The following is a 20,500-nucleotide window of genomic DNA, read 5'->3' as shown; positions in this document are numbered from 1 at the left end:
CCATGACTTCCCGCGCACAGCACACCGTGACCATCAATCAGCCCGTCTCCGCCGTGCACGCCGCACTGAGCAACGCCGACTACTGGGCGTACAACGTGGCGAACCTGTCCACCGAGGCCGGCCAGGTCCACTCCTTCGACGGCAACGAAGCCGTCCTCTACGAGATCATGCCGCTGGAACTCCTCCCCGAGGCCGTGCGCGCCATGATCTCCCAGTCGCTGAAGATTAAGCGTGTCGTCACCGTCAGCCCCCTCGACGGCGACTCCTTCACCTTCGACTACACCGCTGACGTCAAGGGCGCCCCGGTGGACTTCCGCGGCCACGTTGCCGCCCAGGGTGCCGGCGACACCACCACCCTGACCTACGACAACGAAGTCGACGTCACCATCCCCTTCATGGGCCCTGCCATCGAGCCGAAGGTGGCCGACGCGCTCGGCGAACTCGTCACCAACGAGGGCGCGCTCACCGAGAAGTGGATCGCCGACAACGCCTAACAGGCACCAACGCATCCGCCGCCCCGCCAGCCCGTCCTGTGCGACAGCAGCGGATGTGACCCCGCAGACGAAGGGGGCCGCACCACCCGCGGCCCCCTTTTGTCCTGCCACCACATCCCACACCCGCACCCGCACGCCGCGCAGCCCCTGGAAGGAGACGCACCCCGTGGCCGACCACGCCCACAACCTCCGCGCCAGCTTCCGGGTGCCCGCCGGCACGCCCGTCGGCGTCATCACCCGCGGCACCACCAACACCAACCGGCTCCGGCGCTGCGACCGGTGGATGCTGCACTCCGACGCCATCCGCCGGGCACTTGTCGCTGGGGGCACCCACCCCCAAGCGATTGATGTCGGCTACGGGGCCAGCCACACCACCACCTGCGAATGGGCCCGCCACCTGCGCCGCATCGCGGCAGGGGTGGATGTGCTCGGCCTGGAAATCGACCCGGCGCGCGTCCTGCCACCCCGCGACGGGGTGCGGTTCGGGCTCGGCGGTTTTGAACTCGCGGGCAACCACCCGCAGCTCGTGCGGGCTTTTAACGTGCTGCGCCAATACGACGCCGCCCAAGTCGCCGACGCGTGGGCGACGGTGTGCGAACGCCTCGCGCCCGGGGGCCTGTTCGTGGAGGGCACCTGCGATGAGCTCGGCCGGCACATCAGCTGGGTGCTGTTGGACGCCACGGGGCCGCAGTCGCTCACCTTGGCATGGTCGCCCTGGCACACGCAGCGCCCCAGCCAGCTCGCGGAGCGACTCCCGAAGGCGCTCATTCACCGCAACACCCCCGGCGAGCAGATCCACGATCTGCTGCGCGCGATGGACGACGCGTGGGATCGGGCGGCCGGTTTCGCCCCCTTCGGCCCGCGTGCCCGCTGGTTCGAGGCGCGCCGCCTACTGCAGGAGGCAGGTGTTCCCCTTGTTCCGCAGCGCCGGCTGCTGCGGGACTGCCTGCTCACCGTGCCGTGGGAGTTGGTGGCTTAAGGTCACGCGGGGGCGTGTCGGGGGACGATGGGTGGGCCGGTGTCAGGGGTGATGGGTGGCGGGGGCGGCGAGGGCAGGGGCGGCGGGGGTGACTGGCCTCCCGGAGAGCGCGACATGCTCAATGACACGTCACACCATGAAAGGGTCGAACGTCACAGGCCATTCCCTTGACCCATGAAAAATTAAACGTAGACTCACCATCACAACCATCCGGTTATTGCCCCCGCCACCCTGGGTTGTTCCCTCGGTGAATCCCCGCAGCACCAGCGAAGGACAGTGCACATGACTGCACCTTTTTCGGTCATCCACCGCGGCATCGCACTGCTCGGGGTGGCGCTGGCACTGACGCTGAGCTACTGGGCGGCGGTACTCGTCGCTGGGGAGAAACTACCGGGGATGGAGTGCGCGTTCCTCGTCACCACGTCACCCACGGTCGGCAGCGACGCCGAGTTCCTCCACCGGCTCGACACCACAGCCCGCGAGCACGAGCTCACCATCGCAGCACACACCGCCGGGCGCGACTATGTCACGGGGGATGACCGGGGCGGCCGCTGGTTGGCCCACGGGTCGCGTCCGTTGCCCGGGAGCCCGGCGCGCACGTTCGCCCCCGTGACGGACCTTGCAGATGCCCGCCAGTTTTATACGGCAAGTGCGTGCGGCGAGGAGCTTCGCCCCGTCCTGCAGCTGGCCGAGGATGCTGGCGTCACTGTCGTCCAGCAGCCACCCGTCGAAGCATCCTTCCTCCTTTCCGGCACCGTCCTGGGTGGTCTCATCGCCACGATCCTGCTCGCACTGTCGGTCGCGACCGCGCTGAGCGTGTTCTGCGATGCCCACGCGGTGGCGGTGGGCAGACTCGCCGGGATGCCGCTGCCGCGCCACGTCCTCTTCCACGCCCGGCGCCTCCACGGCTCGTGGGCGTGGCTCTATCTAGCGGTTCCCGTCGCGGCCCTGGGTGGCACGGCGGTCGTCTTCGGGTGGGATGCGGCCAGCCAATGGTTGCGCTACGCGGTGCTCGCATGCCTCGGGTTGGCGTGCGCCCTCGGCGTGGCATTCACTGCGGCCATTGCTGCCTGCGAATGGATGAATCTTCGCCGCCACCTGGCACGCCTGCTGCCCATTGCACCGATGGTCATGATCTTGGCGCTCGCGCAACTCGCCGTCGCGTGGCCACTGTTGACGCAGGCGCGTGATGCGACGAACGCTGCACGCGAATTCCAGGCGCAGTCCACCGAGGCGCACCTCTGGGAGGGCCGGGAGGAAGCGATCACGCTGCGGCTCGTGGGGGCCCGGAATTTCGACAAGCTCTCCGGAGACTTCCAAGCCCTCGGGTCGGCACTCCACGACGCGGCCGCGCGAAACGACCTGCTCATCATCGAAACGCAGTACCAGCGCGACGGCACCGTCATCGTCCTCAGCGATGCGGCCCGCGCGCAGGCCGCCCCGGACCTGCCCGCCGTCCACACCCCCACCGTCGTCGTGCCGGCAGACACCCCACGCGGGGCGGAGACGGTCACCCCCGCCGAGATCTGCGCCGACGACTGCCCCCGCATCACAGCCCCATCCACCACGGTGTTCACCTTCTCCCAGGGCATCGGCGCGTTCGCGGAGCGGCTCACCGCGACCCCGGACGCGCTCGTGCTGCTCCCACCGGGCTACGCCGACGTCAGCGACAGATACCTCGTCAGTGGGGTCTCCGCCGGGTGGATCCTCCTCGCGGACACGGCGGCCGTCGACGCTCTCCGGGCACGGATCAATGACCCCGGGATGATTGCCTCCGCGCGCCCCGCCGCCGAGCGCTGGCACGACACCCACGCCCACGCGCGCACCCACCTGGTGCTCACAGTGGGCGCCCTCGTCCTGGGAAGCGTGCTGCTGCTGGGGTGCGCGGTCATCGCCGGGGCACTGTACCGGGCAACGTGGCGGCAGCACCTTCACGTCCACCACGTGCTGGGTGTGTTCCCCACCCGCATCGTCGCCACCATCATCGCCACCCAGGTAGCCATCGCGGCGGCGGCCATCGCCCGCGCCCTCGCCCACCGCAGAGACATCGACAGCCACCTCGCCACCGGGTCGTGGACGGCCAACGACAGTCTCGTCCACATCCTCAGCATCAGTAACAGTGCGCTTGCCCTCGTCATCCTGCTCAGCATGGCCGCCGCCACCATCACCGCAACCACCAGCCTCATTCCCCGGAAGGACCCCCGGCCATGATCACCACCGACGCTGTGCGCATCACCCGCGGGGCGCGCACCCTCATCACCGAACTGACGCACACCTTCCCCGCAGGCGCCATCACCGCCATCACGGGCCCCAGCGGCTGCGGCAAAACCACCCTGCTCAACTGCCTCGGCACCCTGGAACGCGTCGACAGTGGCCGCATCACCGCCTGCGGGCGGGACATCACCCGCCTGAGCCGCCGCGGCGCGGCCGCCTACCGCCGCAGCAGCCTCGGCTACCTCTTCCAAGATTTCGCCCTCATCGACACCGCCACCGTCGAGACCAACCTGCGGCTCGTCAGCCGCGATCGCAGCACCATCGCCGCCGCCCTCGCCGCTGTCGGCCTCGCAGGCTACGAGCGCCGCACCATTGGCGAACTGTCCGGCGGCGAACAACAACGCGTCGCCATGGCCCGCGTCATCGCCAAAAACCCGCCCATTGTGCTGTGCGACGAACCTACCGCAGCCCTCGACAGCGGCAACGCCCACACCATCGGCGACCTCCTGGCCGGACTGGCCGACGACGGGGCCTGCGTCATCGTCGCCACCCACGACAGCACCCTGGCGGCCCGCGCCGACCACCGCCTCACACTCGACGCCCCGTCGACGCCCCCGGTTCGCTAGGGTGGTGCCCATGCAACAGAAGTCCTCGCACCGTGCCCTGAAAATTATCCTCGGGATCCTCATGGTCCTGCTGGTCCTCGCGTTCCTCGCCGAGGTGGGGGTGCGGTGGATGATCACCAAGCAGCTGAAAGACACCTACGCCCAGGCGGCCGCAGCCGAAGAGCAGCCCCACATTTCCTTCGGGGCGTACCCGGTGCTGCTGGGGGCGGTGCAGAAAAACATCCACCACGTGGATCTCACCACCCCGGACACCCTGAGCATCACCTACCCGGACGGCCCCGATTCCGTCCCGGAGATCGCCGGCATGCCGGCCGCGCACGTCACCATTGACGGGCTGCGCTTGAGCGACCCGAACAACCCCATCGCCGACACGCTGACGCTCACCGCGGACGTGTCGGACGATTTCGTGCTCGCGCAGGCGCAGCGCGCCATGGCGGACTCCACCGGGCAGGACACCCCTGGACAGCCGCAGGACTTCCAGGACCTGGCGGCGATGCTGCTGCAGAAGATTGTGCGGATCACGGACGTGACCAGCAACCCTGCGGACGGCACCCTGGAGATCGAATTCACCGGCGGGGCCGCCAGCCTGGCGGTGCAGCCCGTCGTCGCCGACGGGCAGGTGGCGTTCGCCGCCGCCGGGGCATCCCTGTTCGGCATCGACATGCCCGACCAGGTCACCGAGGCACTGACCCAGGGCATGCGGAACTCCGCCGCCGGGGTCACCGGCAACCTGCTCGTCGACGATTTCCAGGTCACCGACGGCGGCCTGCGCATCACGATGCACGGCACCGACGTGCCGCTCAACGACATGAGCTAGCCTGCCGGCGTCCGCCGTGTCGCTGCCGCCACACGGGCACCCAGGTACGACGCCCGGCCCACCCCCTGTGTTTTTGTCACACGGGGGCGGGCCGGGCGTTCGGCATCTCTAGGGGTCTCTCTAGGGGTCTGGGGCCTGTTAGCTGGGGGCGCCCTCCAGGATGGGGCGGGCCGCCGACACGCCCAGGCGGGTCGCACCCGCATCGAGCATCTCGCAGGCCTGCTCATAGGTGCGGATCCCGCCGGAGGCCTTCACCCCCGCCGTCGGCCCCGCGCCCGCCCGCAGGGCGCGCACCGCCGCAGCCGTCGCCCCACCCGCCGGGTGGAACCCGGTCGACGTTTTCACGAAATCCGCGCCCGCCTTCACGCAGGCCGCCGCCGCCCGGGTGATGAGCTCGTCGTCCCACAGGGCGGTCTCCAGGATCACTTTGAGCACCACCTGGGAGCTAATCGCCTCCCGCACGGCCACCACCTCAGCGATCAGCGCATTGAGGTCCCCCGCCGCCAAGGATCCCAGATCCACCACGAGATCAATTTCGCTGGCGCCGCTTTGCACCGCCAGGCGGGCCTCCGCAGCCTTGACCAAGATGTGGTGCTTGCCCGAGGGGAAACCCACCACGCTTGCCACCGCGAGCCCCGCCTCACGGGCCGCGGCGGTCGCGTGCAGCATGTTCGGCGACACGCACACCGCGCCCACACCCAACTCGACGGCGTCGCGGCACAACTGCGCTACATCCGCCGCAGTCGCCGCCGGGTCGAGCAGCGTGTAATCCATCATCTGCGCAAGCTGCGCCCGAGTGTAAGCCATGGGCTCGATCCTAACCGCCCACCGCATCCCCGCGCCGCCACGCCCGCCACCCACGCCACACCATCACCCCACCGGCCAGCGGCGCCACCACCACGCCCACCGGCTGCACCAGCAGCCCATACAGGGAGGGGCCCACCATGTTCTGCAGCTGGCCACCCAGGTTCACGGCAGACAAGTCCGTGGTGAGGTTCTCCGGGCGGCTGGTGCGCACCATGAGCGCCGCCAACGCCGCCCCGTGGCACATCTGTGCCGCCACCATCACCACAAACGCCACCCCAATGACCACCAGCGCCCCAGTCGCCGACAGCAGCGGCACCACCGCCATCGCGGCCGTCACCGCGCCTACCGCCACGCCGCTGCCACCCCAGAAGGCGGCACTGCGGCCCGGGCGCCGGGCGCGCGCATTCACCCACGTCTGCCCCACCGCCACCGCCGCCGTGTTCACCATGAGCAGCAGCGGCACCACCGCCACGTGCGCCGGGGCGAAGGTCACCACCGCGAGCGGCGCGAAGAACGTGAGAAACGCCCGGAAGAAAGAAAACAGAAAGTTGTCGACGACGATCGCGCGGCGGGCGGGGGAGTCGAAGGCCTGCCGCACCCGGGCGCGCAACGCCACCCCCTGGGCGGCAGCCGGGGCCGGGCGGGGCCGCAGCGCGGCAGAAAACACGGCGATCACCACGAGGAAACTCGCCGCGTTCGCCCCCACCACGGTCGCCAGCGGCCAGCCCTGCCACAGCACCACCGACGCGCCCGCCGCGCCGATGCTGTAGCCCACGGTGGTCGGCACCGTGCACGCCCCCAGCACCCGCACGCCCTCCTCGGTGGGCATCGACGACACAATCATCGCCCGGGTCAGTGACGACACAATCATCGCCCGGGTCAGTGACGCGGCCGAACGATCCACCAGGCCAAACAGGGCGCAATACAGCAGAAACCAGCCCGTGCCGTCGACGAGCAGCCAACCACAGCAGCCCACGGCGCGCAGCACATACACCCAGCGAAACGCGGTGGCGACCCCGACGCGGTCGGCCCAGCCCGCCACCGGCACGGAGGCCACCAGGCCCGCAATCGCCGAGAGCGTCAACCCCAGGCCCACGGCATCGGGCCGCACCCCAAGATCCCGGGTGAACAACACCATCGCGGCCGAAATAAACGCCCCCGTGCCCCAGGCGTCCACGCCGCTGCCCAGCAGCGCCGCCCACGCGGCAGCGCGCCGCGCACCCGGGGCGCCCCGGAGACGACCCCGTCGCGGCATCGCACCTCCCCACTGTTGTGACTTCTCGGGCCCGCCCCCGGCGCCACACACTGCGGGTGAGTCCGGGGGCGGTGTTTATCGTGGTTTGTCTTGGGTTTGTCTTGGTTTGTCTTGGCCCCCATGTCACCACAGCGCCACCCATCACAGCAATGAAGCACGTGTGCTACCCCACCCGCGGCGCCCACCCGACCACCCGCCCGCGGGCGGGTGCGGGCAGGTGTAAAATTTGCCGAATGATTCCCAAGGCCCAGACTGACAACGTCAACGAACGCTGCTACGTGCTCACGCTCAGCTGCCCCGACGACACCGGCATCGTCGCGAAGCTGTCCAGCTTCCTCGCCGAGCATGGCGCCTGGATCGTCGAAGCCGGCTACTTCACCGACGAAGCCTCCGGGCGCTTCTTCACCCGCCAGGCCGTCCGCGCCGCCTCCGTCGACATCGCCTTCGACGAATTCTGCGCGAAGTTCGACGAACTCGCCGAATCCTTCGGCAAGGGCACCCAGTGGCGCATCTGGGACACCGCCCGGCCGAAGAAGGCCGTGCTGCTCGTCAGCAAGGAAGGCCACTGCCTCCACGACCTGTTGGGCCGCGTCGCCCAAAACGACTACCCCATGGACGTCGTCCACGTCATCGGCAACCACGAGGACCTGCGCCCCATCGCCGAAGCCCACGGGGTGCCGTTTACCTGCGTGCCGTTCCCCAAGGATGCTGTCGGCAAACGCAAAGCCTTCGACGAGGTCGCCACCCTGGTGAACTCCTACGCCCCCGACGCCATCGTCCTGGCCCGGTTCATGCAGATCCTGCCGCCGGACCTCTGCGAAATGTGGTCCGGCCGGGCGATTAACATTCACCACTCCTTCCTCCCCAGCTTCATGGGCGCCCGCCCCTACCACCAGGCCCACCAGCGCGGCGTGAAGCTCATCGGCGCGACCTGCCACTACGCCACCCAGGATCTCGACGACGGCCCCATCATCGAACAAGACGTCATCCGCATCAGCCACAAGGACACCCCCTCCGACATGCAGCGGCTCGGCCGCGACGCGGAAAAAATCGTCCTCGCCCGCGGCCTGCGCTTCCACCTGGAAGACCGCGTGCAGGTCTACGGCAACCGCACCGTCATCTTCGACTAAACACCCCGTCCCACGACGAAGCACCCCGCCCCGCGCGACTGGAAAGGGTGCGTGCTGCGCGAAGCCCCGCGTCCCACACTGCAGCTGTGACTGCAAGGGGACGCGGGGCTTGTGTCGTGGCGCGGTGGGTGGGGCCGAGCGCTGAGCCGGCGACCCCACGGGGGCCCGGGGTGGTTCTGGTCTGTCGGGTTACCAGCCGCCGGCGTTGCCGAGAATATCCCGCAGCTGCGGGCGGACATCGAACCAGTAGATGCCGGTGAACACCGCCGCGGCGACCGCCAACAGGTTGGAATGAAACGGCAGCACGAACGCCGCCGTCGACGCCGCCAAAATCGCCACCCACGCCATCTTCTGCATCCGGCCGGCGACCTCAAAGGCGTCGGCGCGGGTCGCGAACGCCGTCACCGCACCAATGACGGCGGCAACAGCCAACGCCACCTTGATGAGGTAGATGGACCAGAACAGCACCTGGGCAAAAATCAGCATGGCGGGGACACTTTCACAGCACACGCACCTACGCACAACGGCGCGCAGGTGCGACGCGGGGGTTCAAGAAAAAAAGGGGGAGGCGACACGACGACATGGTGGCCCGGGTGGTCGCCCACCGCGGTGCCACACGCGCTCGTGCCGCGTCGGGGTTACCAGTTTAGAGGAAGTGCACGAGCACCTGCGCCCCGGTGTAAATCACCAGGCCCGCCAACGCGCCCACAATGGTGCCGTTCAAGCGAATGTACTGCAGATCCTTGCCCACCATGAGCTCAATCTTGTCGACCGCCTCATCGGCATCCCAGCGGCGCACCGTCTCCGAAATGATCGCGGTGACCTGGTCGCCATAATTCGTCGCGAGGAACGCGGCTGCCTTGACGACTCGGGCATTGAGCCGGGCGCGCAGCTCCTCGTCCTCCACGAGGCGCTGCCCCCACAGGTGCGCCTGCGCGGCAAGCTTCGTGCGCAGCAGACTCTGCGGGTCCTCCGCCGCAGCGATGAGCCCCGCCGACGCCACCGCCCACAGTCGTGCCGGCGCGGCCGTCACAGCCTCGCTGCCGAGAACGTCCGCCTTGATGCCCTCCACGCGGGCAATCATCTCCGGGTCGTGCTGCAGGTCCTCCGCCAAGGTGGCCAGGCCCCGGGCGATCGCCTGCCGGGCCTCATGGTCCGGGTTCGAGGTCACCTCGGATGTCCAGGTCACCAGCTCCCGGTAGACCTTGTCGCCCACAATGTCGTTGACGAAACGGGGTGCCCACGCCGGGCGGCGCTCATCCACCAGGCGGTGAATGAGATCCTCGGAACCCAATGCCTTACGGTGCAACCAGCCGATGAGTTCCTCCACGACGGGCTGCGTGCGTCCCTCCTGCATGAGCTGCGCCAGCACGCGCCCCGCCGGCGGGCCCCACTCCGGGCCGGCGACCTTATCGATGAGCGCGTGCTTGATGACGGCCTCTGCCTCCGCGGGGTCGAGGGCGCGCAGCACATTCGCCACCAGTGTGCCGGCCTCCCGGGACACGGTGTCCGCATGCTGCGGGTCACTCAACCACCGGCCCAGCTTCAACGGCAGCTGCGCCTCCGACACCTTCGCCGAAATGAGGTCCGCGTTGAGGAAGTTCTCGGAGACAAAGCCGCCGAGCGAATCACCGATCTGATCCTTCTTGTTCTTCACGATCGCCGTGTGCGGGATCGGCAGATTCAGCGGGCGGCGGAATAGGGCGGTCACCGCAAACCAGTCCGCCAAACCGCCCACCATGCCGGCCTCCGCGGCGGCGCGCACATACCCCACCCAGGCACCGGCATCGGTGGTGTGTTCCACCACCTGGCAGGTGATGAACACGACGGCCGCCACCACCAACAGTCCGGTGGCCAGCAGCTTGTACCGCGCCAGTTGGGCCCGTTTCGCCGCCTCCACCTCAGCAGAGGGTGACGGCACAGCCAGAGGAGTGCTCATGGAGAAAACCCACGTCCTTCACGATTCGCTAACGTCAGCCCACCCGCGCCCACAGGCGGCACGGCCGGCAAGTCCCCTCATCGCCACCGCCGGACGCCCCGATCGTGGGGCGCCGGCGGGGCAGAACTTCCTGGGCTGTGTGAAGTCTTAAGCATAACGCCGCACCCCACCACCCCCGGCACCCGCGGGGCAGGCACCGCCCGCCCGCACCGCGCGCGGTCGCGTTAGACCTCGGGCGCGGGTGCGGTGGCCGTGCCGAGGGGCACCGGCTCCAGGGGCACCCGGGTGCGGGCGGCATACATCTGCTGCAGGCGCGACAAGCCCGCCAACACCAACGCCGCCGCCAGCGTGACGGCCAGCTCCGCGAGGAGGGAACCACCCGCGGCACCCGGCGCGGCCATCTGCTCTGCCCGGCGCATCACCCCGAACACACCCCCGATCGCGCCTGCGACCACCACGAGCATCGCCCACAGGGGGCCACGGTCCGCATCGACGTCGATGAACTCCACCAGCCACAAGCAGACGGCGAACACCACCAGCACCGACGCCTGCACGGCGGCGTGGCCGACTCCGAAGACCAGCGGCACCGACACCCCCACCGCACCGGACACCCCGGCAAGCGCACCCACCACGGCCGTGATCGGCACGTACGCTAGCACGGCCACGCACGTCGGCAGCAGCCGCTGCCGCAGCCCCACACCCATGAGCACGCCGACGGCGATGGCGTTCGGCACGCCCAGCCAGTACCACGAATCAGTCGAGGGGAGATTCTCGGAACTCCCCGGGGCGTGGAGCACGATCGCGATGCCGGTGATAAGACCCACCAGCCACGCGACGGCGGCTACGGTGCGGCGGGCACGCACCGGCACCCACCACGACAACTCCGCCGCATACCGTGCCGACAGGCCCACCAGCAGCAGACCTAGGGCTCCGCTGAGAGCCATCAAGCCCACCACGTAGGGATCCCCGGAAGCCAGGAAACCCCACCAGCCGGGCAGCACGAACCAGGAGGACGGGAACGCTTTGAACGATCCGAGCACCAACGCCAGGGCGCCGAGAGGAACCAGGGGACTGCGCCGCAGGTACAGGGGTAGGCTCCCGGGGGAGGATTGCTGGGGCATGTCACGCTCCTTCTCACGTGAGAGTGCACCACCGCGACCGTGGGAACGTAAACCGGGGCACGCGGGGTGCGACAGGGTGCGCCACGCTGGGTAGTGCAGGTGGGCCCACGCTAACACGAGCGACAGCGACACCCAACACCGGCGGGGGTGCCGACACCCCGCGGTTCCTCCCCACAGTCCCCCGTGACATCTCACCCTGAAAGCCCGGCCGCGCACCAGACGAAAGCCTCAAGAAACACAAACGACGGGAGCGATCACATGGATCACTCCCGTCGGTGTACTCGCTCGCGCGCGTATCAGCGCGCGGGCCGGGTGTTAGTGAATACGGCCGGTGGCAGCCACGTAGGCGCGGTAGTTTGCGCGGCCCTTGTGGATGAGAATCGAGCCGATCGCCACGAACGCGACGGTCAGCGCCGCACCGATGATGATGTAGGTCATCGCGTGCTCCTGGGTCTCGTACACGTGGGTGGCGAGACCGAAGACGAGGGTGCCGAGGCCGGCGAGGGCGGCAAGCAGGAAGCCCATGCCCAGCCACGTTGCGGAACGCAGAAGGCTGGAGTGCTGGGAGTCCAGGGAGGACGGAATGTAGCCGTCAATGTAGTGCGGCTCGCCTTCGAAAACTCGGAAGGATTCCTCGCGAACCGTGATGGAGGCGGTGTCAGACATGGGGTGCCTTTCGAAGAGTAGGGCGGGGCCACGGGGTCATGCTCGCCGGGCGGTGTGCCACGCCACCCAGCCGCAGTGGGCTGGGGTGCGGGTGCGTGACGGGGGTGTCCCTCATCCTACGGCGTTAACCCCCGCGGGCGAAAGCGCCGCGGGGGTAGTGCAGGGTTAGTTGTCCTTCGCGCGGAAGGCCGCGCGGGCACGTTCCTTGTTGATGGCTGCGACGGCGGTCAGCGGGATACCCGCCGGGCACACGTCGGCGCATTCGCCGTACAGGGAGCAGGGGCCGAAGGTGGTTTCCACCTGGTCGACCATCTGGCGGGCACGCTTGCCGCGCTCTTCCTTGCCGAGCGGCATAAGGGAGAGGTGGACGAGCTTCGCGCCGGTGAACAGGTGGGCGGCACCGTTCGGGCAGGCGGCGACACAGGCACCACAGCCAATGCAGGCCGCGTGGTCGAGCGCGAGCTCCGCGGTCTGGTGGTTCATGTGCATCGTGTCCGCGTCGGGGGCGGTGCCCGCGTTGACGGAGACGTAGCCACCCTGCTGCATGACGCGGTCGAGCGCGGAGCGGTCGACGATCATGTCCTTGATGACGGGGTACGCGGCGGAGCGCAGCGGCTCCAGCTGGATGGTATCGCCGTCGTTGAAGGAGGTGAGGCGCTGCTGGCAGGCGGGCTTGTTCTTGTCGGGGCCGTGGGGGCGGCCGTTGACGTTGAGGCCACAGGTACCACAGATGCCTTCGCGGCAGTCGGAGGCGAACGCGAACGGCTCCTTGCCACTCTCGATCAGGCCCTCGTTGACGTGGTCGAGCAGCTCCAGGATGGACATCTGCGGGACGGCGTCATCGACGTCGATGGACTCGTAGCTGCCCTCCGTGGTCGGTCCGGCCTGACGCCAAATCTCAAGATGGAGTTTCATTACTTGTAATTCCTTGTCATCAGCGGGATCGAGTCGAAGAAGAGGGGCTCCGCGTGGCGGATGAACTGGTTCTTACCGTTCGGCTCCCAGGCGGAGACGAAGCACCAGTTCTCGTCGTCACGCTCAGCCTCGCCGTCCTCGGAGAGGTGGTCGTCACGGAAGTGGGCGCCACAGGACTCGTCGCGGTCGAGGGCGTCGACGCACATGAGCTCGCCGAGCTCGATGTAGTCGGCAACGCGGTTGGCGTACTCGAGGACCTGGTTCATCTCGTGCTGGTCGCCGGTGATGCGCAGGTTCGTCCAGAAGTCCTCGCGCAGGGCGCGGATCTTCTCGATGCCGTCGGCGAGGTCCTTCTTGTTGCGGGCCACACCACAGGAGAAGTACAGGATGTCGCCGAGCTGGCGGTGGAAGTACTCCGGGCCGTGGTTGCCGTTGATGCTCATCAGCTTGTCCAGGCGGGCCTGGGCGCGGGCGATGGCTTCCTTGGCGGCCGGGGAATCCTCCGAGAGGCGCTCGGTGCCGAGGATCGGGCCGAGGTAGTTCGGCACGGTGAACGGCAGGGTGAACCAGCCGTCGACGGACGCGGACAGCAGAGAGTTCGCGCCCAGGCGGTTCGCGCCGTGGTAGGTCCAGGAGGCCTCGCCACCGGCGAACAGACCCTCAATCGAGGTCATCTCGTTGAAGTCGGTCCACAGGCCACCCATGGTGAAGTGGCAGGTCGGGGCGATACGCATCGGGGTGGTGTAGGGGTCCTCACCGATGGCCTCTTCGTACATCTGGAAGAGGTTGGAGTAGCGCTCCTTGATGGTGTCCTTACCGAGACGCTCGATCGCGTCGCGGAAGTCCAGGTACGCGGAGTTGTGCATCGGGCCGACACCCAGGCCGGCGTTGATCTGCTGGGAGATCGCACGCGACGCCACGTCGCGGGGCACCAGGTTGCCGAACGCCGGGTAGCGGCGCTCGAGGAAGTAGTCGCGATCCTCTTCCGGGATGGTGTTCGGGTCGCGGTCGTCCTTCGGCTCCTTCGGGGACCAGATGCGGCCGTCGTTACGCAGCGACTCCGACATCAGGATGGTCTTCGACTGCCACTCGGAGTTCACCGGCAGGCCGGTCGGGTGGAACTGAATGAACGACGGGGACGCCATGTAGGCACCGCGGTCGTAGGCGCGCATGATCGCCGAGGCGTTGGAGTTCTTCGCCAGGGTCGACATGTAGTACACGTTGCCGTAGCCGCCGGTCGCCAGGATGACAGCGTGGCCGGTGTGGGCGGTCAGCTCACCAGTGATGAGGTTACGCATGACCACACCCTGGCAGCGCTTCTTGCCGTCCTCTTCGGTGACGATGAGGTCGACCATCTCGTTGTGGGTGAAGATCTCCACGGAACCGAGGTGGATCTGGCGCTGCAGGGCCGCCGCAGCGGACAGCTGCAGCTGCTGGCCCGTCTGGCCACGGGTGTAGTAGGTGCGGGACACCTGCACGCCACCGAAGGAACGGGTAGCGAGGGTGCCGCCGTACTCGCGGGCAAAGGGAGCGCCGATGGCGTTCATGTGGTCGATGACGCGCACGGACTCGTAGGCCAGGCGCCAGCAGTCCGTCTCACGGCAGCGGTAGTCGCCGCCCTTGACGGTGTCCTTGACGTGGCGGTACGCGCCGTCGTTGTCGACCTTCTTGCCGCGGGCGGAGTTCACGCCACCCTGCGCAGCAATCGAGTGCGCACGACGCGGAGCATCGTGGTAGGTGAACGCCTTGACGTCGTAGCCCAGCTCGCCGAGTGCGGCGGCCGCGCCCGCGCCGGCCAGGCCGGTGCCGACGACGAGGATGCGGAACTTGCGACGGTTCAGCGGGGAGACCAGCTCCATGTGGTCCTTGTGGTACTGCCACGCATCCCGCATGGGGACGTTCTTCGGGGCAGCATCATCGAGGACACGGCCGATGGTCACGCCATCCACGCACGATTCCGGGGCGGTGAACGTCGGGGCGATGAACTCCGGGTGCTGAACAGCGGTGTCAGAGTGAGTGCTCATAGTGGTTTACCTTCCGGCCTAATTCAGGATGCCCGTGGCAATGGCGAGCGGGATCGAGATGTTGCCCACCATGACCAGAGCCGGGAGCAGGTAGGAGACGAACAGCAGAACTGCGCGCCAGCGCTTACCGGTGATACCGAGGTCGCTCACAGCCACCCAGATGCCGTGGGACAGGTGCATGAACAGCACCAGCATGGCCAGGATGTAGAAGATTGCGACGGGCCAGCGGGAGAAGGACTCGATCAGGTTGTGGTAGATCGCGCCGTGCTCGAAGCCAGCGGCGGCGGCGGGCTGCACGCCGAGGGTCAGGTCAGCGATGTGGAACGCGATGAACAGCAGCAGCACCAGGCCGGTGATGATCATGGTCTTCGTCGCGAAGGACTGGTGACCGCCCATCAGGTTGGTGCGGCGGAACTTACCGCGGGACTGGTGGGCGCGGCCCACCAGTGCGAATGCACCGTAGACGTGCAGGACCAGCGCGGCCAGCAGCACGAGACGGAAGATCCACAGGACGCCCTCGCGGGGCATCAGGGGCTCACCGACAGTGCGCAGCCACTCGCCGTATTCGTCGATGTGGTGCACGCCGTTGGTGGCAGGCAAGAAGACCTTCAAGTTGCCGATCATGTGGACCAGCACGAAGCCGGCGAAGATGAGGCCAGTGATGGCCATCGTCAGCTTCAACGCCCAGGTCGGGAAGGCGGGCCGCTCACGCAGCGGCTTTTCAGTGATTTTGCCGTGTGCGAGCGCTACACGGTCGTCATACTTTTCAGTCATGGCACCTCCAGTGTCGCTAATACTTTACGGGCCAGCGGGGGTGCTGAACCACCCATACACAAGCAAGGTGACACGTATCACATTCAGGCCGCTGACCTGCAGATATACCTTTAGGCAAGCCTGACCTGTTGCCCGCAAGGCCGATTTTTCTTGCCGCGCCGCACTACCCCCGTTTATCCACGCCACTTAGATAAAACGCCACATGAAGATTGCTAAAAAATCGCCCCCTCCCGCCGATTCTGGCCACTAAGCCCACACATACCCACTCCCCCCTTTTTGGCGTGGTCGGAAAGTTGGATAAGTCATCCTAAGACTTCTTGTGACCGTGCCCAACACATAGCAAACGCGCCACCCATTGGCCGCCACGTAGCCCCCACCCGAGGGCCACCCATCCCGCACGCGCGCCGGCGACGGCACGCCCGCGCCACCCCACTCGCCCACGACCGTCGCAACGCGGCGTGGGGACGCGCCCCCGCGCGCACTATCGGCCACTTCACCGAACCGCGCCCCATATGATGCACATCACGCTATAGTTGTTGCATGGGTAAGACATACGTGGGATCACGACTGCGACAACTCCGCCGCGAGCGCGACCTCAGCCAGGCCCAACTGGCCACCACCCTGGGACTGTCCGCCAGCTACGTCAACCAAATCGAACACGACGTACGCCCCCTCACCGTCCCAGTGCTGCTGCGGATCACCGAAGCGTTCGGGGTGGACGCCACGTTCTTCTCCCGGGACGACGACTCCCGCCTCCTGGCAGAAGTCCAAGACGTCGTCCACGACAAGGAAATCTGCCCCACCACCGTCGAACTCCAAGAACTCTCCGAGCTGGTCTACAAGCACCCCCAGCTCGCGCGCGTCATGGTGGACATGCACCGCCGCTACCGCAACGCCCGCGACTCCCTGTCGCTCGCGACCGACTCGCGCCACTCCCCCACCCCCCAGGCACCCCACACGCCGAGTCAGACGCTGTCCATGCCCCACGAGGAAGTGCGGGACTTCTTCTACGCCCGCCAGAACTACCTCGACACACTCGACCGCCAAGCCGAAGCCACCGCCGGGGAGATGCACCTCGCCCCCGGCGACATCCGCCGCACCGAAGACCTCATCGCCCGCCGACTCAGCGACCGCCACGGCGTGACCCTGAAATACACCACCGGCATCGACGACACCCTCCACCGCTACAACCCGGAGAACAAACACCTCACCCTCGCCACCCGCCTGTCCCCCGGGCAGCGGGCGTTCCGCATGGCCGCCGAACTCGCCTACCTCGAAGCCGGGGACACCATTGGCAACATCGTCGACGACGCCGGATTCACCAGCAGTGACTCCCACACCCTCGCACTGCGCGGCGTGGCCTCCTACTACGCGGCCGCCCTCATGCTGCCCTACACCCAATTCCACACCGAGTCCGAAGGCTCCCGCTACGACATCGAATACTTAACCCAGCTCTTCGGCGTCGGCTACGAAACCATCGCCCACCGGCTATCCACCCTGCAGCGCACCGGACTGCGTGGCATCCCCTTCACCTTCGTCCGCGTCGATCGGGCCGGCAACATGAGCAAACGGCAATCCGCCACCGGCTTCCACTTCACCCACTCCGGCGGCACCTGCCCCCTGTGGAACGTCTACGAAACCTTCACCAACCCCGGCACCATCATGCGGCAACTCGCCCAAATGCCCGACGGGCGCAGCTACCTGTGGGTCAGCCGCACCGTCCGCCACCACCGCAGCCGCTTCGGGCAACCCGGCAAACTCTTCTCCATCGGGCTCGGCTGCGAAGCCCGCCACGCCCACCGCACCGTCTACGCCGACGGCCTCGACCTCACTGACTTCACCGGCGCGACCCCCATTGGCGCCGGCTGTCGCGTGTGCACCCGCGCCCACTGCGCACAGCGTGCCTTCCCCCCGATCAACGGCACCATCAACGTCGACGCCCACTCCTCCACCATCGCCCCCTACTAAGCCCCGGTGCCCCTCCGGGTGACAGCACGCAGGAAGCCCCCAGGGACATGCACCCTGGGGGCTTCGCACAGCCGCGACGCCTCTGCGCTGCGCGGGGTTTAGTCGCGGGGCGTGGTGCGCTGCGAAGGCAGCGCAAACTCCTCCGGGTCGTACCCCTTCCCCCAGTACAGCTTCTCGTCGTAATTCCGGGCAGACGCACCCATGCGCAGCGGATTGAGGGGGAAGAACCAGTCAGAGGTCTCACCCTGGAACCAGGGGGAATCCTCCGGCATGCCTGCAATGAGGTAGATGGACAGCGCCCAGAACCCCACCACCCAGACGAGGGGACCCCACAGCGTCCACGCCGGCGGGTCGAAAGACTCCGACTGAGACATGGTGGCGCTCAGCGTCGCCACCACAAAGGCCGCCAGCACCGGCACCCGCACCACCAGCCACCACACCCAGCCGAGGACCGGCCGACCCAGATAATCCCACTGCAGGCCCGTCGTGCCGATCATCACCGCCAGCTTGTAGGCGCGCGACTTGGTGCGCGGCACCGGCTGCCGGTCCACATCGATGGGTTTTAGTTCCAGCACCTTGTTGGCGCGGTAACCAAACACGGGCAAACCCCCTTGAAGGTCGAGGGCACGCATGCACAGTGGGTGACGGGGGTGGGAGCGCGGCCTCCCAGGTGGGGTGAGTACGCGGCCGCCCGCCACGCGGCACAGCAAGCATGCGGCGTGGCGGGCGGGGTATCCCCACGCGCGGGGGTCGTGCGCGTTAGAGGTTGATCATGTGACCCATGGTACCCTCGGCGGCTTCCTTCATCGCCTCGGACAGCGTCGGGTGGGTGTGCACGTTCCGACCAATTTCCTCAGCGGTGAGGTCGAAACGCTGCGCCAGCGTCAGCTCCGGCAGCAGCTCGGAGACATTGGCGCCCACCATGTGACCACCAATGAGCTCCCCATACTCGGCGTCGACGATGAGCTTGACGAAACCGGCGGACTCGCCCAGGCCCTGCGCCTTACCGTTCGCGGAGAACGGGAACGTCGCCACCTTAATCTCCCGACCCTCGGCCTCGGCCTTTTCGCGGGCCTTCTCCTCCGTGTAGCCGAAGGACGCCACCTGCGGGTTACAGAACGTCGCCCGCGGCATCATCATGTAGTCGCCGAGCTCCATGGTCTCCGCGCCAGCGATGGTCTCCGCGGCGACCACGCCCTGCGCCTCCGCCACGTGGGCCAGCTGCAGCTTCGCGGTGACGTCGCCAATGGCGTAAATGCCGTCCACGTTGGTGCGCATCCGATCATCGACATCGATGGCGCCGCGGTCCGTGAGCTTCACGCCCGTGTTCTCCAGACCGAAGCCCTCCACGCGGGGTGCGAAACCGATGGAGATCATCACGCGATCCACCACCAGGGTGTCCTTCTTCGAACCGTCCTTGGACTCCACGTCGACCTCGACGCTGGAACCCTTGTCGCGCACAGCGGTCGTCTTGTAGCCGGTCAGCAGGGTCACGCCCAGCTTCTTGTACTGCTTCGCGATCTCCTTGGACACGTCCGCGTCCTCGTTCGGCAGCACCCGGTCCATGAACTCCACGATAGTGACGTCCACACCGTAGTTGGACAGCACGTACGCGAACTCCATACCGATCGCGCCGGCGCCGACGATGACCATCTTCTTCGGCAGCTCGTTGTTGAGGATCTGCTCCTCGTAGGACACCACATTGCCGCCGAGTTCCACGCCGGGCAGGGAACGCACGACAGAGCCGGTGGCGATGATGCAGTTATCGAAGGTGATGGTGGTGCCGGCATCCTTGCCGTCGCGGATCTCCATCGCCTTCGGGCCGGTGAAGTACCCCCAGCCGTCGATCTCGGTGATCTTGTTCTTCTTCATCAGGTAGTGCACACCCTTGACGATGCCGGCGGACACCGCCCGGGAGCGGGCGTGCGCCTTGCCGAAGTCAAAGGTCACATCGCCAGAGATGCCGAAAAGATCAGCTTCGTGGTTGAAGGTGTGGGCCAGCTCCGCGTTCTTCAGCAGCGCCTTGGAGGGGATGCAGCCAACGTTGAGGCACACCCCGCCCCAGTACTGCTTCTCCACGACGGCAACCTTCTTGCCGAGCTGAGCTGCGCGGATGGCGGACACGTAGCCGCCAGGGCCCGCACCGAGGACTACTACATCAAAATGTTCAGACACGCCTGACATGATACGTGCAACCCCGAATCGTGCGATACCCCACCCCGGCCACACTCCCCCCTCGTACCCCCACACCGCGCCCCGCCTGCATGCCCGCCGCAGGGGTACGCGGGAGGGGTGGCGGCGCGCCGTCGATGCGAATCCGCCGCCACCCCACACAGCGCGGCACCCCCGGCACCAGGCGCGGGGCCAGTGGCGGGGGTGCGGTGGGGTGCGGGCAGCACACGCCACATGCGGTGGCGGTGATGCGTCGGCTCCTTAGAACAGGTGCAGGGTGGCGCCCACCCAGGACGACGCGGAGGAACCCGCGTGAAGGAGGGAGCCGAGGAAAGCGTTGATCTGGACGATGATCGATTCGATGAACTGCACGAGAAAAATGTCCTTAAAAAACCGAGGTGACAGGATGAACGAGGTGCCCCACGCCCGGGGCGTGCGCGACCACAGATGTGGCGCGGGCCGGGGTGCGGCGGCGCTAGTGTAACCGCGCCACACGGCCGCGGCGTTACACATGATGTGTGATTGTTGCACGCGAGCGGGCCAAATGGGTTGCCAACACCCCACACCAGCCCGTAACTTCATTCACTAGCGAAACATGA

General features: G+C 67.5%; 18 protein-coding genes. 7 read left to right on the top strand and 11 right to left on the bottom strand.

The genetic code is table 11. The annotated features are described in order from the left end of the window. The first annotated feature begins 2 nt into the window (after window positions 1–2). The 5 genes from C1Y63_RS02540 to C1Y63_RS02520 all read left to right on the top strand — a co-directional run bounded on the left by C1Y63_RS02540 (window position 3) and on the right by C1Y63_RS02520 (window position 5,130). Entirely contained in the window at window positions 3–494 is a 492-nt protein-coding gene (locus C1Y63_RS02540; protein ID WP_106014896.1) for a DUF2505 domain-containing protein, read from the top strand. Window positions 495–660: 166 nt separating this feature from the next. Then, window positions 661–1,473, top strand: a complete 813-nt coding sequence (locus C1Y63_RS02535; protein ID WP_106014895.1) for an SAM-dependent methyltransferase — start codon at window positions 661–663, stop codon at window positions 1,471–1,473. A 282-nt stretch (window positions 1,474–1,755) separates the two neighbouring features. Continuing rightward, entirely contained in the window at window positions 1,756–3,684 is a 1,929-nt protein-coding gene (locus C1Y63_RS02530; RefSeq protein WP_106014894.1) for a hypothetical protein, read from the top strand. After that, on the top strand, window positions 3,681–4,313 hold the full coding sequence (locus tag C1Y63_RS02525) for an ABC transporter ATP-binding protein (RefSeq protein WP_106014893.1): 633 nt from the start codon (window positions 3,681–3,683) through the stop codon (window positions 4,311–4,313). Before C1Y63_RS02530 ends, C1Y63_RS02525 begins: the two co-directional genes overlap by 4 nt. A 10-nt stretch (window positions 4,314–4,323) precedes the next feature. Next, window positions 4,324–5,130: an LmeA family phospholipid-binding protein gene (locus C1Y63_RS02520; protein ID WP_106014892.1), complete on the top strand. Its 807-nt coding sequence runs from the start codon at window positions 4,324–4,326 to the stop codon at window positions 5,128–5,130. A 138-nt stretch (window positions 5,131–5,268) separates the two neighbouring features. On the opposite strand, the gene deoC is transcribed toward C1Y63_RS02520, so the two are convergent. Both deoC and C1Y63_RS02510 read right to left on the bottom strand, forming a co-directional pair. Beyond that, window positions 5,269–5,937, bottom strand: a complete 669-nt coding sequence (deoC, locus tag C1Y63_RS02515) for a deoxyribose-phosphate aldolase (RefSeq protein WP_106014891.1) — start codon at window positions 5,935–5,937, stop codon at window positions 5,269–5,271. 10 nt (window positions 5,938–5,947) lie between these two features. Then, the gene (locus tag C1Y63_RS02510) at window positions 5,948–7,192 is read right to left on the bottom strand and encodes an MFS transporter (protein WP_106014890.1); all 1,245 of its coding nucleotides are present in this window, start codon (window positions 7,190–7,192) and stop codon (window positions 5,948–5,950) included. A 233-nt stretch (window positions 7,193–7,425) separates the two neighbouring features. Between C1Y63_RS02510 and purU the strand changes: the two genes are divergently transcribed. After that, window positions 7,426–8,322 (top strand): formyltetrahydrofolate deformylase, encoded by an 897-nt coding sequence (gene purU, locus C1Y63_RS02505; protein ID WP_106014889.1) that lies wholly within the window; start codon window positions 7,426–7,428, stop codon window positions 8,320–8,322. 189 nt (window positions 8,323–8,511) lie between these two features. Here the strand turns inward: purU and C1Y63_RS02500 are convergent, their stop codons facing one another. The 7 genes from C1Y63_RS02500 to C1Y63_RS02470 all read right to left on the bottom strand — a co-directional run bounded on the left by C1Y63_RS02500 (window position 8,512) and on the right by C1Y63_RS02470 (window position 15,761). Continuing rightward, entirely contained in the window at window positions 8,512–8,808 is a 297-nt protein-coding gene (locus tag C1Y63_RS02500; RefSeq protein WP_106014888.1) for a DUF2516 family protein, read from the bottom strand. A gap of 160 nt (window positions 8,809–8,968) precedes the next feature. Next, window positions 8,969–10,261, bottom strand: a complete 1,293-nt coding sequence (locus tag C1Y63_RS02495) for a DUF445 domain-containing protein (protein WP_106014887.1) — start codon at window positions 10,259–10,261, stop codon at window positions 8,969–8,971. Window positions 10,262–10,485: 224 nt separating this feature from the next. Continuing rightward, on the bottom strand, window positions 10,486–11,382 hold the full coding sequence (locus C1Y63_RS02490) for a hypothetical protein (protein WP_106014886.1): 897 nt from the start codon (window positions 11,380–11,382) through the stop codon (window positions 10,486–10,488). A 315-nt stretch (window positions 11,383–11,697) separates the two neighbouring features. Further along, window positions 11,698–12,048: a hypothetical protein gene (locus tag C1Y63_RS02485; RefSeq protein WP_106014885.1), complete on the bottom strand. Its 351-nt coding sequence runs from the start codon at window positions 12,046–12,048 to the stop codon at window positions 11,698–11,700. 165 nt (window positions 12,049–12,213) lie between these two features. After that, on the bottom strand, window positions 12,214–12,963 hold the full coding sequence (locus tag C1Y63_RS02480) for a succinate dehydrogenase/fumarate reductase iron-sulfur subunit (protein WP_106014884.1): 750 nt from the start codon (window positions 12,961–12,963) through the stop codon (window positions 12,214–12,216). Further along, window positions 12,963–14,987: a fumarate reductase/succinate dehydrogenase flavoprotein subunit gene (locus tag C1Y63_RS02475; protein ID WP_106014883.1), complete on the bottom strand. Its 2,025-nt coding sequence runs from the start codon at window positions 14,985–14,987 to the stop codon at window positions 12,963–12,965. The genes C1Y63_RS02480 and C1Y63_RS02475 overlap by 1 nt, the downstream gene beginning before the upstream one ends. An 18-nt stretch (window positions 14,988–15,005) precedes the next feature. Then, window positions 15,006–15,761 carry a succinate dehydrogenase cytochrome b subunit gene (locus C1Y63_RS02470; RefSeq protein ID WP_106014882.1) on the bottom strand — a complete coding sequence of 252 codons (756 nt, stop codon included), beginning with the start codon at window positions 15,759–15,761 and terminating at the stop codon, window positions 15,006–15,008. A gap of 540 nt (window positions 15,762–16,301) precedes the next feature. Between C1Y63_RS02470 and ramB the strand changes: the two genes are divergently transcribed. Next, on the top strand, window positions 16,302–17,729 hold the full coding sequence (ramB, locus tag C1Y63_RS02465) for an acetate metabolism transcriptional regulator RamB (protein ID WP_106014881.1): 1,428 nt from the start codon (window positions 16,302–16,304) through the stop codon (window positions 17,727–17,729). Window positions 17,730–17,827: 98 nt separating this feature from the next. Here the strand turns inward: ramB and C1Y63_RS02460 are convergent, their stop codons facing one another. Continuing rightward, window positions 17,828–18,328, bottom strand: a complete 501-nt coding sequence (locus tag C1Y63_RS02460; protein ID WP_106014880.1) for a hypothetical protein — start codon at window positions 18,326–18,328, stop codon at window positions 17,828–17,830. A 160-nt stretch (window positions 18,329–18,488) separates the two neighbouring features. Continuing rightward, window positions 18,489–19,904, bottom strand: coding sequence for a dihydrolipoyl dehydrogenase (gene lpdA / locus C1Y63_RS02455; RefSeq protein ID WP_199189047.1), 1,416 nt, complete (start codon window positions 19,902–19,904; stop codon window positions 18,489–18,491). Between the last annotated feature and the right edge of the window lie 596 nt (window positions 19,905–20,500).

Source organism: Corynebacterium sp. 13CS0277 (assembly GCF_002994655.1).
Taxonomy (GTDB): Bacteria; Actinomycetota; Actinomycetes; order Mycobacteriales; family Mycobacteriaceae; genus Corynebacterium.
This window is presented reverse-complemented; position numbering and strand designations above follow the sequence as displayed.